This is a genomic window from Mycobacterium sp. (assembly GCF_032159765.1).
Lineage (GTDB): Bacteria > Actinomycetota > Actinomycetes > Mycobacteriales > Mycobacteriaceae > Mycobacterium.
The window spans coordinates 1-13249 of record NZ_JAVHWM010000108.1 but is presented as its reverse complement, the minus strand read 5'-3'; the positions used below and the strand labels follow the sequence as shown (position 1 = coordinate 13249).

At 64.9% G+C, this 13249-nt stretch carries 14 protein-coding genes; 12 read left to right on the top strand and 2 right to left on the bottom strand.

Features of this window, described 5'->3' with window-relative positions; genetic code table 11:
- Nucleotides 1-100: 100 nt before the first annotated feature.
- The 7 genes from QOH60_RS12230 to QOH60_RS12200 all read left to right on the top strand — a co-directional run bounded on the left by QOH60_RS12230 (nucleotide 101) and on the right by QOH60_RS12200 (nucleotide 5320).
- Nucleotides 101-1081, top strand: coding sequence for an ABC transporter substrate-binding protein (locus QOH60_RS12230; protein WP_526420579.1), 981 nt, complete (start codon nucleotides 101-103; stop codon nucleotides 1079-1081).
- Between the two features lie 12 nt (nucleotides 1082-1093).
- Nucleotides 1094-1807: a queuosine precursor transporter gene (locus tag QOH60_RS12225; RefSeq protein ID WP_526420577.1), complete on the top strand. Its 714-nt coding sequence runs from the start codon at nucleotides 1094-1096 to the stop codon at nucleotides 1805-1807.
- 74 nt (nucleotides 1808-1881) lie between these two features.
- On the top strand, nucleotides 1882-2514 hold the full coding sequence (locus tag QOH60_RS12220) for a 5-oxoprolinase subunit B family protein (protein WP_526420575.1): 633 nt from the start codon (nucleotides 1882-1884) through the stop codon (nucleotides 2512-2514).
- Complete coding sequence (locus QOH60_RS12215) at nucleotides 2511-3386, top strand: 5-oxoprolinase/urea amidolyase family protein (RefSeq protein ID WP_526420573.1); 876 nt, start codon at nucleotides 2511-2513, stop codon at nucleotides 3384-3386. Before QOH60_RS12220 ends, QOH60_RS12215 begins: the two co-directional genes overlap by 4 nt.
- 54 nt (nucleotides 3387-3440) lie before the next feature.
- Nucleotides 3441-3977: a GNAT family N-acetyltransferase gene (locus QOH60_RS12210; RefSeq protein ID WP_526420571.1), complete on the top strand. Its 537-nt coding sequence runs from the start codon at nucleotides 3441-3443 to the stop codon at nucleotides 3975-3977.
- A 30-nt stretch (nucleotides 3978-4007) separates the two neighbouring features.
- A complete protein-coding gene (locus QOH60_RS12205) occupies nucleotides 4008-4787 on the top strand; it encodes an SAM-dependent methyltransferase (protein WP_526420569.1) in 780 nt (259 codons plus the stop codon).
- A gap of 107 nt (nucleotides 4788-4894) precedes the next feature.
- Nucleotides 4895-5320 carry an Hsp20/alpha crystallin family protein gene (locus QOH60_RS12200; protein WP_526420567.1) on the top strand — a complete coding sequence of 142 codons (426 nt, stop codon included), beginning with the start codon at nucleotides 4895-4897 and terminating at the stop codon, nucleotides 5318-5320.
- 14 nt (nucleotides 5321-5334) lie between these two features.
- On the opposite strand, the gene QOH60_RS12195 is transcribed toward QOH60_RS12200, so the two are convergent.
- Entirely contained in the window at nucleotides 5335-6099 is a 765-nt protein-coding gene (locus tag QOH60_RS12195; RefSeq protein WP_526420565.1) for an isocitrate lyase/PEP mutase family protein, read from the bottom strand.
- 125 nt (nucleotides 6100-6224) lie between these two features.
- On the opposite strand from QOH60_RS12195, the gene QOH60_RS12190 reads away from it, so the two are divergent.
- From QOH60_RS12190 to QOH60_RS12175, 4 genes are read left to right on the top strand one after another with little or no spacing between them, the layout of a single operon-like run.
- Complete coding sequence (locus QOH60_RS12190) at nucleotides 6225-6527, top strand: Rv0250c family protein (RefSeq protein ID WP_526420563.1); 303 nt, start codon at nucleotides 6225-6227, stop codon at nucleotides 6525-6527.
- Entirely contained in the window at nucleotides 6524-7354 is an 831-nt protein-coding gene (sdhC, locus tag QOH60_RS12185; protein WP_526420561.1) for a succinate dehydrogenase subunit SdhC, read from the top strand. The genes QOH60_RS12190 and sdhC overlap by 4 nt, the downstream gene beginning before the upstream one ends.
- A 28-nt stretch (nucleotides 7355-7382) precedes the next feature.
- A complete protein-coding gene (locus tag QOH60_RS12180; RefSeq protein WP_526420559.1) occupies nucleotides 7383-9296 on the top strand; it encodes a fumarate reductase/succinate dehydrogenase flavoprotein subunit in 1914 nt (637 codons plus the stop codon).
- On the top strand, nucleotides 9296-10051 hold the full coding sequence (locus tag QOH60_RS12175) for a succinate dehydrogenase/fumarate reductase iron-sulfur subunit (protein ID WP_526420557.1): 756 nt from the start codon (nucleotides 9296-9298) through the stop codon (nucleotides 10049-10051). The genes QOH60_RS12180 and QOH60_RS12175 overlap by 1 nt, the downstream gene beginning before the upstream one ends.
- 10 nt (nucleotides 10052-10061) lie before the next feature.
- Here the strand turns inward: QOH60_RS12175 and QOH60_RS12170 are convergent, their stop codons facing one another.
- The gene (locus QOH60_RS12170) at nucleotides 10062-11144 is read right to left on the bottom strand and encodes an NAD(P)H-dependent amine dehydrogenase family protein (RefSeq protein WP_526420555.1); all 1083 of its coding nucleotides are present in this window, start codon (nucleotides 11142-11144) and stop codon (nucleotides 10062-10064) included.
- A gap of 244 nt (nucleotides 11145-11388) precedes the next feature.
- Between QOH60_RS12170 and QOH60_RS12165 the strand changes: the two genes are divergently transcribed.
- Entirely contained in the window at nucleotides 11389-13224 is a 1836-nt protein-coding gene (locus tag QOH60_RS12165) for an acyl-CoA dehydrogenase family protein (RefSeq protein ID WP_526420553.1), read from the top strand.
- The last annotated feature ends 25 nt before the right edge of the window (nucleotides 13225-13249 follow it).

The window sequence follows — 13249 nt, the reverse complement described above, 5'->3', positions numbered from 1 at the left end:
GCCCGCGAGCAGACGCAAACTCGCACTATTCCGGCGCGAAATGTGCGAGTTTGTGTCTGCTCGCGCCGGAAACGGGGGCAGCCGAGCTAATCTCACGAGGATGCACAAGCTGCGCAGGCGTGACTTTCTCGCGGTGGCGGGCGCGGCTGGGTTATTAGCAACTGCGGCCTGCTCGACCGGCAAACCCGCCGACAAGTCGGCCGCAGGGGTGACCATCAAGCACCGGTTCGGCGAGACGAAGATCCCTGCGCCTCCCAAGCAGGTGGTGACCGCGGGCTTCACCGAGCAGGACGATCTGCTGGCCCTCGGCGTCATACCGATTGCGATCACCAACTGGTGGGGCGACCAGCCTTTCGCGGTCTGGCCATGGGCACAACCCAGCCTGGGACCGGCGCAGCCCACCGTGCTGTCGCTGGACAACGGCATCGACTTCGACAAAATCGCCTCGCTCAAACCCGACCTGATCATCGCGATCAACGCCGGCGTCGACCAAGACACCTACAATCGGCTCGCCGCCATCGCACCGACGATCCCCCAGGCAGGCGAGGACGCGTTCTTCGAACCATGGAAGAACCAGGCGACCGCGATCGGGCAGGCCGTTTTCCAGGCCGACAAGATGGCGTCGCTGATCACCAACACCGACACCAAGTTCGCCGACATCGCCAAATCGCGCCCGCAGTTCAAGGACAAGAAGGTCCTCATCATGCAGGGCAGCTTCTATTTGGACAATTTTGTGGCGACACTGCCGGGCTGGCGCACCGAGTTCCTGACGCAGATGGGGTTCGTAATCCCGGATGACGCCCAGCAATTCGGTGTCGACGCAAACCGCGCGCTCATCCCGCGCGATAAGGCGCCGGCCACCCTCAGTGTGGCCGACGCCGTCATCTGGACAACCCAAAGCGATGACGAGCAAGCGCGGCTGATCGCCGATCCTACATTCGCACAACTGAATTCGACGATCAGGAAACGAAATGTGTTCACCGGCAAGGATCTCGCCGGTGCGATCGCGTTCTCATCGCCGCTGAGCCTGCCGTTCGTCGCCGACCAACTTCCCCCGATGCTGGCAACGGTTATCGGCTGACAAGATTGGCGGGTGACAAGCGACACCCGCACCCAGGATGATGACCCGCCAATCGGCTACGCGGCGGTGGGGTCGCGATATTATCCGGTGCTCGTCGGCGCCTTCACCGGCCTCGTGCTGATCAGCAACATCACCGCGACCAAGGGCGTCGCTTTCGGCCCGATCATCGGCGATTGGTCACTGATCACCGACGGCGGATTCATCCTCTTTCCGCTCACCTATGTGATCGGCGACGTCCTCTCGGAGGTCTACGGCTTCCGCGCGACCCGGCGCGCGATCTACACGGGCTTCGTCATGCAGGCGATCGCCGCCACGGCGTTCTGGGTCACGATCTTCCTACCGGGGGCGCCTTTCTACACGAACCAGGAGGCGCTTCGAAACGTCGTCGGCGCGTCGACGATATTGATCATCGCCGGCCTTGCCGGCTTCATCTGCGGGCAGACCCTCAACTCATGGGTGGTCGTGAAGATCAAGGCCCGCACGAAAGAGAAACACCTGTGGGCCCGGCTGATCGGCTCCACGATCGTCGGCGAATTCGCCGACACCATCGTGTTCTGCAGCATCGCCGCGCCCGCCATCGGGATCAGCACAGTGCGAGACTTCCTGACCTACGTCATCATCGGCTGGATCTACAAGACGCTCGTCGAGGTCGTCATTCTCCCGGTCACCTACCGGGTGATCGCGGCCATCAAGCGGCGCGAACCGACGTACCGCCCCGCGGAGTGAGACTTTGCTAAGGCAGCTCTGGCAGAGCGCTCAACATTGGTTTCACGAGCTGTTCCCCCGGATACCTTGGGCAGATGAGTGTGGCAACGGATCTGCGGGTTCTCGACTACGGCGATCACGCGCTGTTGCTGGAATGTGAGAGCACCGCCGACGTGCTTGCGTGGGCCGACGCGCTGCGGCAAGAGGACCTGACGGGTGTGACCGACATCCTGCCCGCGTCGCGAACCGTGATGGTGAAGGTCGACGGGGCCCGCTATCTGCCGGTGATCCGCCAGCGCATCCAACAGCTGCGCATCGTCCCCGGCGACCACGTCGTCGGCGACAGCATCGACATCACCCTCGATGTCGTATACGACGGAGCCGATCTCGACGAAGTCGGCCGCATCACCGGACTCGGCGCCGAAGGCGTCGTCACCGCGCATACCGCCGCGCCGTGGCGGGTCGCGTTCGGCGGATTCGCACCGGGCTTCGCCTACCTCGTCGGCGGCGACCCTCGTCTCGACGTTCCCCGGCGCGACGAGCCGCGGACCGCAGTGCCAGCCGGATCTGTAGCCCTCGCAGGGGAATTCAGCGGCGTCTACCCGCGCGAATCCCCGGGCGGCTGGCAGCTGATCGGCCACACCGAGGCCGTGCTCTGGGACACCGACCGCGACAACCCCGCATTGCTCACCGCGGGAATGACCGTCCAGTTCCGGAGGGCGCAATGACGACGCTCGAGATCATGCGCACCGGTCCACTGGCGCTCGTCCAAGACCTCGGCAGGCCCGGCCTCGCGCACATGGGCGTCACCCGCTCCGGGGCCGCCGACCGCCGCTCGCACACGCTGGCCAATCGGCTGGTTGCCAATCCCGGTGATCGCGCGACGATCGAGGTGATGTTCGGCGGACTGATGGCACGGGTCCGCGGCGGCGACGTCGCGATCGCCGTCACGGGCGCCGACACCGACCCGGCGGTGGACGGAATCCCGTTCGGCACCAACAGCATTCATTACGTGCACGATGGTTCGGTGATTTCGCTCGGCGCACCGCACTCGGGACTGCGCACCTATTTGTCGGTGCGCGGCGGCATCAACGTGACGTCCGTCCTAGGGTCCCGCAGCTATGACGTGATGTCGGCGATCGGGCCGGCCCCGTTGCAGCCCGGCGACGTGCTTCCGGTCGGTGAGCACACCACCGACTTCCCCGAGCTCGACCAGGCACCGGTGGCCTCGCTGGCTGACGAGCTGATCGAACTCGCTGTGGTGCCGGGCCCGCGCGACGACTGGCTCGCCGACCCCGACGCGCTGGTCCACACCGACTGGGTGGCATCGGATCGCAGCGATCGGGTGGGAATGCGGCTTGCCGGAACACCTCTGCAACATCGGTCGCCGGGCCGGCAGCTGCCCAGCGAGGGCGCTACCCGTGGGGCCATCCAGGTGCCGCCGAACGGCCTGCCCGTGATTCTCGGCCCCGACCATCCGGTCACCGGTGGCTATCCGGTGGTCGGCGTCGTCACCGATGCCGACATCGATCGGCTCGCGCAGATCCGGCCCGGGCAGTCTGTGCGCTTCCACTGGTCGCGACCGCGCCGCCCGCTGTAACCCGTTCGGTCAGCGTTCTCGTGCCGTGCAAGAGATTGTGGTAGACCCGGATCTGTGCGCACCGCTGTCCACACAGCCCGCCTGATCCACACCGCCGATCTCGACAACGAGACCCGCGAGAGCGCACGTCAGCTTCTCATCGACGCCTTCGAAGGCGACTGGAACGCCAACGACTGGGAGCACACCCTCGGCGGCATGCATGCACTGGTCTACCACCACGGCGCGCTGATCGCGCACGCGGCGGTGGTGCTCCGCCGGCTGCTGTATCTCGGAACCCCATTGCGCACCGGCTATGTCGAAGGGGTTGCGGTGCGCGAGGACTTTCGCGGCCAAGGCCTGTGCACGGCGCTGATGAACGGCGCCGAGCAGGTGATCCGCGGCGCGTACCGGCTCGGCGCGCTCAGCCCGTCTGAGCCGGCACGGCAGATCTACCTGGATCGCGGCTGGATTGACTGGACAGGACCGAAATCGGTGCTTGGCCCAGACGGTTTGGCCCGGACACCTGATCCGGTATTCGTGCTTCCGGTCGACGTTTCGCTCGATCCGACGGCAGATCTCGTCTGCGACTGGCGAGCTGGCGACGTCTGGTAGCTCCCCGGGGTCGGGCGTAGGTTGGGTGAAGTGAGCGCACCCAACGCCTTTCAACCAAGTCCTGAAACCTTCGACAAGTTGTACCGCGGTGAGCCGATGTTCGACGGCGCGCCTCCGCCGACCGGCATTCCGTGGGATATCGGCCAGGCGCAGCCGCGGCTGATGGAACTGGAAGCACTCGGCGGAATCAGCGGCGAGGTGCTCGACATCGGCTGCGGTCTCGGCGACAACGCGATCTTCCTTGCGTCTCAGGGGTATTCGGTGACAGCGCTCGACGGATCCCCAACCGCGCTCGAGCTGGCGGGCCGCCGCGCGAGCGAGGCCGGGGTGGACGTGACGTTCGGTCTCGCCGACGCGACGAACCTGACGGGCTACGACGGACGGTTCGACACGGTCGTGGACAGCGCGCTCTACCACTGCCTCGACGACGACGGCCGACGCGCGTACACGGCGGGATTGCACCGCGCGACGCGGCCGGGTGCGCGCTGGCACTTGTACTGCTTCTCCGGCGGGAACGTCAACGGCGTGGTCTGTCCGATGAGGAGCGTGTCCGAAGACAACATTCGCGACACGCTCGGCGACAATGGCTGGCGGGTCGAGTTTCTCGGCCCCACCACCTACGTCGGGAACGCGAACGCGGCGAACCGAGATCCGAACAGCATCCCTGAGCAGCTGCGCAGTCAGATGCCGCCCGAACAACTGGAAGCGATGGCGGACATGACCCGTCGGTTTGAGGCGATCGGGCCGCTTCTGGACGGCGACCGCGTCCACCTCCCGTTCACGGTGGTCCACGCCGTTCGCGTCGATTGACCCCGTTCGACCGACGGCGAACAATTCGCGGAACTTTAGCGTGGTCGACTCAAGTTCACTCGATAGAAGGCCAGCACGCCGCTGGCTGAATTCAACGAGGAGACACTATGAGCAATCTGACCGTTTGGGGCCGTCCGGCCTGGAATCTTGACCGCTTTGTCAACGATTTCTTCGGACCCGCCACCGCCAGCGACTGGGCTTTCCGCCCAGCCGCCGAGATCACCAAGGACGGCGAAGACGCAATTGTCCGCGTCGAGCTGCCCGGCGTGGACGTGGAGAAGGACGTCAAGGTCGAGGTCGACAAGGGCACGCTGGTCATCCATGGCGAGCGTCGCGACGAGCACTCGGAGGACAAGGACGGTCGCACCCTGCGTGAGGTGCGGTACGGCTCGTTCCGTCGCTCGTTCGGCCTGCCGTCGCACGTGACCGGTGACGCCGTGAGCGCGAGCTACGACGCCGGCGTGCTGACCGTACGCGTGGCCGGTGCGTACGCGGGCACCGAGCCGCGGCGCATCGAGATCACAAGTAAATAAACGATTTCGCTCGTTCAGCGCCAGGCGGCCAGCAGCTCTTGCGAGCGTGCCGACAGCACCGCCTGCCAGAACGGGCCGAAGGTAATTCGGCCAACGCCCAACGCCGCCAACTGATTTCGATCGTCTGCGTCCGGACGGGTGGTGACGCTGATCGGCAGCGGTAGTTCACTCGTCACGCGGCGCAGCCCGTCGTCGTCACGCAGGCCTGCCGGAAACAGCGAGTCCGCGCCTGCTGTGGCACACGCACTCAACCGTGCGATCGCGCGGTCCACCCGATCGGCGTCGTCGCCGTCGCCGCGAAGGAACAGGTCAGTGCGGGCGTTGATCACGACGTGCACACCCGCAGCGTCGGCCGCTGCCCGCAGCCTTCCGACGAGCTCAGCGTGCTCCTGCACCGAACGCAATCGCTTGCCTTCCTTGTGCACGGTGTCCTCGAGGTTGAACCCAACCGCACCGACACTGAGCAGCCCGTCGATCAGCCGCTCCGCGGGTTCTCCGTACCCGGACTCGATGTCCACCGACACCGGCACGTCGACCGCAGCGGTGATCTGCGCGACGCGCGTCAAGAGGTCGTCGAACGTCATGACTTCGCCGTCGGCCTTGCCGATCGAGTCCGCCAACGGGTGGCTGCCGAGCGTCAGCGCCGCGAACCCGGCCTCGACGGCGAGCTTCGCCGACCACGCATCCCACGCGGTCGGCAACACCCCGGGGTCACCGGGGCGGTGCAGTTCGAGTAGCTCGGTGGCTCGCTGTTGCAGTTGGTCCTTGCTTTGCGCCATCGGCCAGGCCTCCCTGAGGTTCTCGTGACGGGTGTCACTCTGGGACTCCATAATGCTGTTGACAACCTGTGTCGTACTGTGATTCCTGACACCTTCAGCCCAAGGTAGGACGCCCAGGAGGGCCAATGTCCAGCTCAGCGGAGCTTGCGGAGCTGCACCACCTGATCAACGCCGTTCGGCGGTGCGCTATGTCTATGAAGGCGCGTTACGGTGACAACCCGGCGACCCAACGCATAGTCAACGACGTTGACAGGTTGCTCAACGACGTTGACCGGCTCGACATCGACGCCGCCGAACTGGATCTGGAGCGCAAGAGCGCCCAGCAGCAGACGGGAGAGAAGATTCCTGTGCCGGACACACAGTACGACCGTGACTTCTGGCGTGATGTCGACGACGAGGGCGTCGGCGGCCAGTTCGGAACCCGATGAGCGCGCCCGCTAAGCCGCGTCAAACCACTGGAGTCTTCTCCCCCACCCGTGCAGAGCTTCCGGAGCGCACGCTGCGGACAGACACGTGGTGGCTGCCGACCCTGTGGACCGACCTCGGCTTCGCCGCGTTCGTCATCTACGCCACCGTCCGCGCGTTTCTCGGCGCCAACTACTACGTCGCCCCGTTCAACTACCTCACGCCGTTCTATTCACCGTGCGTCAGCCAGGGTTGCGTGGAGGGTTCCAGCCACTTCTGGCCGCAATTCCTGCCGAACGTGTGGTGGCTTCCCTACGCGGCCGTCACGTTGCCCTTCCTGCTGGCATTCCGATTGACCTGCTACTACTACCGCAAGGCCTACTACCGGTCGGTGTGGCAGTCACCGCCGGCATGCGCTGTGGCCGAACCACATTCGGCCTACAGCGGCGAGACCAAGCTGCCGCTCATCGTCCAGAACACACACCGCTACTTCTTCTACGCGGCGTTCGTCATCTCGGTCATCAACACCTACGACGCCGTCGTGGCATTCCACTCACCCCAAGGCTTCGGGTTCGGTTTGGGCAACGTCGTTCTCGTCGTCAACGTGATCCTGCTGTGGGTGTACACGCTGTCGTGCCACTCGTGCCGCCACATCGTCGGCGGGCGCCTCAAGCACTTCTCCAAACACCCTGTGCGGTATTGGATGTGGACACAGGTGAGCAAACTCAACACGCGGCACATGCTGTTCGCGTGGATCACGCTGGGCACTCTGATGCTCACCGACTTTTACATCATGCTCATTTCGATGCATCCGGGATGGGACTTGCGATTCATTGGTCACTTGGTGTGAACGGGCGCCATCAGTGAGGTTGGCTTAAATGACTGAAGTAGAACGGCATTCGTACGACGTCGTCGTCATCGGTGCTGGCGGTTCCGGCCTGCGGGCAGTGATCGAAGCGCGCGAGCGCGGCCTGAAGGTCGCCGTCGTGTGCAAGTCGCTGTTCGGGAAGGCACACACCGTCATGGCCGAGGGTGGCTGCGCCGCAGCGATGGGCAACGCCAACGCAAAAGACAACTGGCAGGTGCATTTTCGTGACACGATGCGCGGTGGCAAGTTCCTGAACAACTGGCGGATGGCCGAGCTGCACGCCCGCGAGGCTCCCGACCGGGTGTGGGAACTGGAAACCTATGGCGCGCTGTTCGACCGGACGAAGGACGGCCGAATCAGCCAGCGCAACTTTGGCGGTCACACCTATGCCCGCCTCGCGCACGTCGGCGACCGCACCGGCCTGGAGATCATCCGCACCATGCAGCAGAAGATCGTCTCGCTGCAGCAGGAGGATTTCGCAGAGCTCGGTGACTACGAGGCCCGCATCAAGGTGTTCGCCGAATGCACGATCACCGACCTGATCAAGGACGGCGACCGGCTCGCCGGGGCATTCGCCTACTGGCGTGAAAGCGGCCGCTTCATCGTGTTCGAGGCACCCGCGATCGTGATGGCTACCGGCGGAATCGGCAAGTCCTACAAGGTGACATCGAATTCCTGGGAGTACACCGGCGACGGTCACGCGCTCGCGCTGCGGGGCGGCGCCACGCTGATCAACATGGAGTTCGTCCAGTTCCACCCGACGGGCATGGTGTGGCCTCCCAGCGTCAAAGGCATCCTCGTCACCGAGGGCGTGCGCGGCGACGGTGGCGTGCTGAAGAACTCCGAGGGCAAGCGGTTCATGTTCGGCTACATCCCGCCGGTGTTCAAGGGCCAGTACGCCGAAACCGAAGAGGAAGCCGACCAGTGGCTCAAGGACAACGACTCCGCGCGCCGCACTCCTGACCTGCTCCCGCGCGACGAGGTGGCCCGGGCGATCAACTCAGAAGTCAAGGGCGGCAGGAACTCTCCGCACGGCGGCGTGTTCCTCGATATCGCATCGAGGTTGCCCGCCGAGGAGATCAAGCGACGGCTGCCGTCGATGTACCACCAGTTCATGGAACTGGCCGAAGTCGACATCACGAAGGAGCCGATGGAGGTCGGCCCCACCTGCCACTACGTCATGGGCGGCATCGAGGTCGATCCGGACACAGGCGCTGCAAAGGTGGACGGTCTCTTCGCGGCGGGTGAATGCTCCGGCGGTATGCACGGATCGAACCGGCTCGGCGGCAATTCGCTGTCGGACCTGTTGGTGTTCGGGCGTCGCGCCGGGCTCGGTGCCGCCGACTACGTGCGTGGCCTCAAGGACCGGCCGTCGGTGTCCCAAGAGGCGGTCGACGAGGCAGCCAAACTCGCGCTGGCGCCATTCGCGGGACCGTCCAACGGGGCGGCCCCTGAGAACCCGTACACGCTGCAGCTGGACCTCCAGGACACGATGAACGGCCTGGTCGGCATCATCCGCAAGGAAGAGGAAATAGAAGAGGCGCTCTCGAAGCTCGACGAGCTGCGTGAGCGGTTCAAGAACCTCCAGGTCGAGGGCCACCGGCAGTTCAATCCGGGTTGGCACCTCGCGATCGACCTGCGAAACATGTTGCTGGTGAGCGAGTGCGTGGCCAAGGCCGCCCTGACCCGGACCGAGAGCCGCGGCGGCCACACCCGCGATGACCATCCGGGCATGGACGCCAACTGGCGCAACACTCTGCTGGTGTGCAAGGCCGAGGGGGATGCGGTGGTGCCAGACGTCGAGGTCACTCGCGAGACCCAGATTGCGATGCGGCCAGATCTGTTGGAGCTGTTCGAGATCGAGGAGCTCGAGAAGTACTACACCGACGACGAGTTGGCCGACCACCCGGGACGGAGTGCGTAATGGCTTACGACGCAACTATGCGGGTCTGGCGTGGTGACGAGGACAGCGGCGAGCTGAAGGACTTCACGGTCGAGGTCAACGAGGGCGAGGTGGTGCTCGACATCATCCACCGCCTGCAGCAGACGCAGACGCCGGATCTCGCCGTGCGCTGGAACTGCAAGGCCGGCAAATGCGGATCGTGCTCGGCCGAGATCAACGGCAGGCCCAAGCTGATGTGCATGACGCGGATGTCGACCTTTGAGCCGGACGAGGTCGTCACGGTCACGCCGTTGCGCACCTTCCCGATCATCCGCGATCTCGTCACCGACGTGTCGTTCAACTACGAGAAGGCCCGCGAGATCCCGTCGTTCATGCCGCCAAAGGACCTGCAGCCGGGCGAGTACCGGATGATGCAGGAGGACGTGAACCGGTCGCAGGAATTCCGCAAGTGCATCGAGTGCTTCCTGTGCCAGACCACCTGCCACGTGATCCGCGACCACGAGGAGAACAAGGAGGCGTTCGCCGGTCCGCGGTATCTGATGCGCCAAGCGGAACTGGACATGCATCCGCTGGACACGCTCAAACGTCGTCCTGAACAGGCAGTGGAAGAAAACGGCCTGGGCTTCTGCAATATCACCAAGTGCTGCACTGAGGTGTGCCCCGAGCACATCAACATCACCGACAACGCGCTGATCCCCATGAAGGAGCGCGCGGTGGACCGCAAGTACGACCCGGTGGTGTGGCTGGGGAGCAAGATCCTCCGCGGACGCCGGTAGCCGCTAGTCGCTAGTCCCAGCGTTCTGCCTCGACCTCGGGTGGCAGCGGCGGGTGCAGAGGTACGTCGAGGCCGTCGTAGATGCCCGGCTTCTGCACCGCCAACCATGAGATCGCGCCGAGCAGGCGGTTCGCTGCGGTGGTGTTGCCGCCGTCGGCCCTGGTGCCGCCGGGCAGGTCGGCGCGGCTGACGAGGCTGAGTTCGGGATCCCCGTGTACGACGACGCGGTGATCGCCCGCGCCCTGGTCGGGCTGCGGCCAGTCCGTGGCACACGACGGGTGAATGCGAGTGATGTGGTCGACGACGATCCGTTCGCGGCCGCCTGATTTTCCGATCACCTTCAGCCAGAAGGCGCCCTGGGTTCCCTGATCGAAGCGCCCCATGACGGTGTCGACCGACGTTTCCAGCGGGCGCCGCTCCAGTTCCTCGGTGATCTCGTCGATCTCCATTCCGAGGCCGCGGCCGATCAGCCGGATATTCCCGCCCCAGATCATCGTCGGGACCGACGGCAGGAGCATCATCGGCACGTCGTCCATCGACCCGCCGAACCCACAGGCCACCTTGACCGCGAACGGCTGGTCATAGGTCGAGTAGTCGAAGATCTCCTGGCAGTGGATCGACCGGATCCGCGTGCACAAGCCCGCCGCGATCACCGCGAGCGCGTCGTTGCCCCAGCCCGGGTCGACCCCGCTGACAAGCAGCGTCGATCCGCCGGCGTCGGCTGCGGCGGTCAGTCGCTGGACCCACTCCGGCGGCGCGGAACGCGGGTCGTACATCGAATACAGCGACGGCGTGACGACGTGCGCCCCGGCTCGCAGGCAGCGCTCGATGTCATCGACGGCCTCCTCTGGCCGGATGTCCCCCGACGCCATATAGGCCACCGCGTCGCAGTCGGCCAGGGCGGCGTCGACGTCGGTGGTGGCCACGACCCCCGTCGGGGTGTCCAGCCCGACGAACTCGGCCGCGTCGATCCCTGCCTTTGACTCCGACGAGGTGATGATCGCGCACAGGGCGAGGCCTGGAAATGCCAGCGTCGAGCGGATGGCCGTCGACCCCATGTTGCCCGTTCCCCACACCGCCACGCGTTGTTGCATACGTCGACCCTAGTGGTGGATGTGACGACTCTGTGGCAGGTATCACAATCCGGTGAACGCCCACGTCAATCCCCGTTTTGGCCGGTCACTCAAGCCCCAATCAACCGCTGGGTTAGTTAGTCGACGGAAATTGCTCGTGGCGGGTTTGCGTTGATGTTACTAGCGGGTATAGTTCGGCCCAGTTACTGGTGGGTAACTTAGCGAAAAGTACCCAACCAAGTGTGTTTCTCAACGAGGAGGAAACGTGAGCCACTACAAGAGCAACGTACGCGATCAGGAATTCAACCTGTTCGAAGTGCTCGGCGTTGACAAGGCACTAGGCGAGGGCGAGTACAGCGAGCTCGACGCGGACACCGTCCGCGAAATGCTGGCCGAGATCGCCCGCCTCGCCGAGGGCCCGATCGCCGAATCCTTCGTCGAGGGCGACCGCAATCCCCCGGTCTTCGACCCCAAGACTTTTTCGGTGACACTGCCCGAGGGCTTCAAGAAGTCAATGCGGGCCGTCATCGACGGCGGCTGGGACAAGGTCGGCCTCGAAGAGGAGCTCGGCGGCATGCCGATGCCCAAGGCGATCATGTGGGCACTGCACGAGCACATCCTCGGCGCCAATCCCGCCGTCTGGATGTATGTGGGCGGCGCCGGCTTCGGCAACATCCTCTACCACCTCGGCACCGAGGAGCAGAGGAAGTGGGCCGTTTTCGCGTCCGAGCGCGAGTGGGGCGCCACCATGGTTCTCACAGAGCCCGATGCCGGCTCTGACGTCGGCGCCGGTCGCACCAAGGCCGTCAAGCAGGACGACGGGTCGTGGCACATCGAGGGCGTGAAGCGGTTCATCACCTCGGGTGACTCCGGCGACATGTTCGAAAACATCTTCCACCTGGTGCTGGCACGCCCCGAGGGCGCAGGCTCGGGCACGAAGGGGCTGTCGCTGTTCTTCGTGCCGAAATTCCTCTTCGACCCCGAGACCGGCGAACCCGGCGAACGCAACGGCGTGTACGTCACCAACGTCGAGCACAAGATGGGCCTGAAGGTGTCGGCCACGTGTGAGCTTTCGCTGGGCCAGCACGATGTGCCGGCCAAGGGGTGGCTCGTCGGCGAGGTGCACAACGGCATCGCCCAGATGTTCGACGTTATCGAGCAGGCCCGAATGATGGTGGGTACCAAGGCGATTGCCACGCTGTCGACCGGTTACCTGAACGCGCTCGAGTACGCCAAGAGCCGCGTGCAGGGCGCCGACATGACGCAGATGACGGACAAGACCGCTCCGCGGGTGACCATTACCCATCACCCCGATGTGCGTCGCAGCCTGATGACCCAGAAGGCCTACGCCGAGGGTCTGCGTGCGGTGTACCTGTTCAACGCGACCTACCAGGACGCGGCGGTCGCCAAGGCCGTGCATGGAATCGACGCCGATCTGGCGGTGAAGGTCAACGACCTGCTGCTGCCGGTGGTCAAGGGTGTCGGTTCCGAGCAGGCCTACGCGAAGCTGACCGAGAGCCTGCAGACCTTCGGTGGTTCGGGCTTCCTGCAGGACTACCCGATCGAGCAGTACATCCGCGATGCCAAGATCGACTCGCTGTATGAGGGCACCACGGCCATCCAGGCGCAGGACTTCTTCTTCCGGAAGATCGTCCGCGACAAGGGTGTTGCGCTTGCGCACGTGGCAGGCCAGATCGAGCAGTTCGTCCGCAACGAGGACGGCAACGGCCGGCTCAAGACCGAGCGCGCTCTGCTGGAGACCGCATTGCAGGACGTCCAGGGGATGGCCGCGTCGCTGACCGGGTACCTGATGGCCGCGCAGGAAGATCCGACCAGCCTCTACAAGGTCGGCCTGGGTTCAGTCCGCTTCCTGATGTCCGTCGGCGATCTCATGATCGGCTGGTTGCTGCAGCGTCAGGCCGCGGCAGCTATCGCCGCGCTCGACGTGGGCGCTGCCGGTGCGGATCGCGACTTCTACGAGGGCAAGATCGCCGTGGCCTCGTTCTTCGCGAAGAACATGCTGCCGCTGCTGACCAGCACCCGCACCGTGATCGAGAACATCGACAACGACGTGATGGAGCTGTCCGAAGCGGCCTTCTGATCCCGTCGAAACGCTGAAGCCCCCG

Excerpts from the sequence above, each read along its gene's own strand:
- QOH60_RS12230 (WP_526420579.1), top strand. The coding sequence starts at position 101 with ATGCACAAGCTGCGCAGGCGTGACTTTCTCGCGGTGGCGGGCGCGGCT.
- QOH60_RS12220 (WP_526420575.1), top strand. The coding sequence starts at position 1,882 with ATGAGTGTGGCAACGGATCTGCGGGTTCTCGACTACGGCGATCACGCG.
- QOH60_RS12215 (WP_526420573.1), top strand. The coding sequence starts at position 2,511 with ATGACGACGCTCGAGATCATGCGCACCGGTCCACTGGCGCTCGTCCAA.
- QOH60_RS12200 (WP_526420567.1), top strand. The coding sequence starts at position 4,895 with ATGAGCAATCTGACCGTTTGGGGCCGTCCGGCCTGGAATCTTGACCGC.
- QOH60_RS12195 (WP_526420565.1), bottom strand. The coding sequence starts at position 6,099 with ATGGCGCAAAGCAAGGACCAACTGCAACAGCGAGCCACCGAGCTACTC.
- QOH60_RS12190 (WP_526420563.1), top strand. The coding sequence starts at position 6,225 with ATGTCCAGCTCAGCGGAGCTTGCGGAGCTGCACCACCTGATCAACGCC.
- sdhC (WP_526420561.1), top strand. The coding sequence starts at position 6,524 with ATGAGCGCGCCCGCTAAGCCGCGTCAAACCACTGGAGTCTTCTCCCCC.
- QOH60_RS12180 (WP_526420559.1), top strand. The coding sequence starts at position 7,383 with ATGACTGAAGTAGAACGGCATTCGTACGACGTCGTCGTCATCGGTGCT.
- QOH60_RS12175 (WP_526420557.1), top strand. The coding sequence starts at position 9,296 with ATGGCTTACGACGCAACTATGCGGGTCTGGCGTGGTGACGAGGACAGC.
- QOH60_RS12170 (WP_526420555.1), bottom strand. The coding sequence starts at position 11,144 with ATGCAACAACGCGTGGCGGTGTGGGGAACGGGCAACATGGGGTCGACG.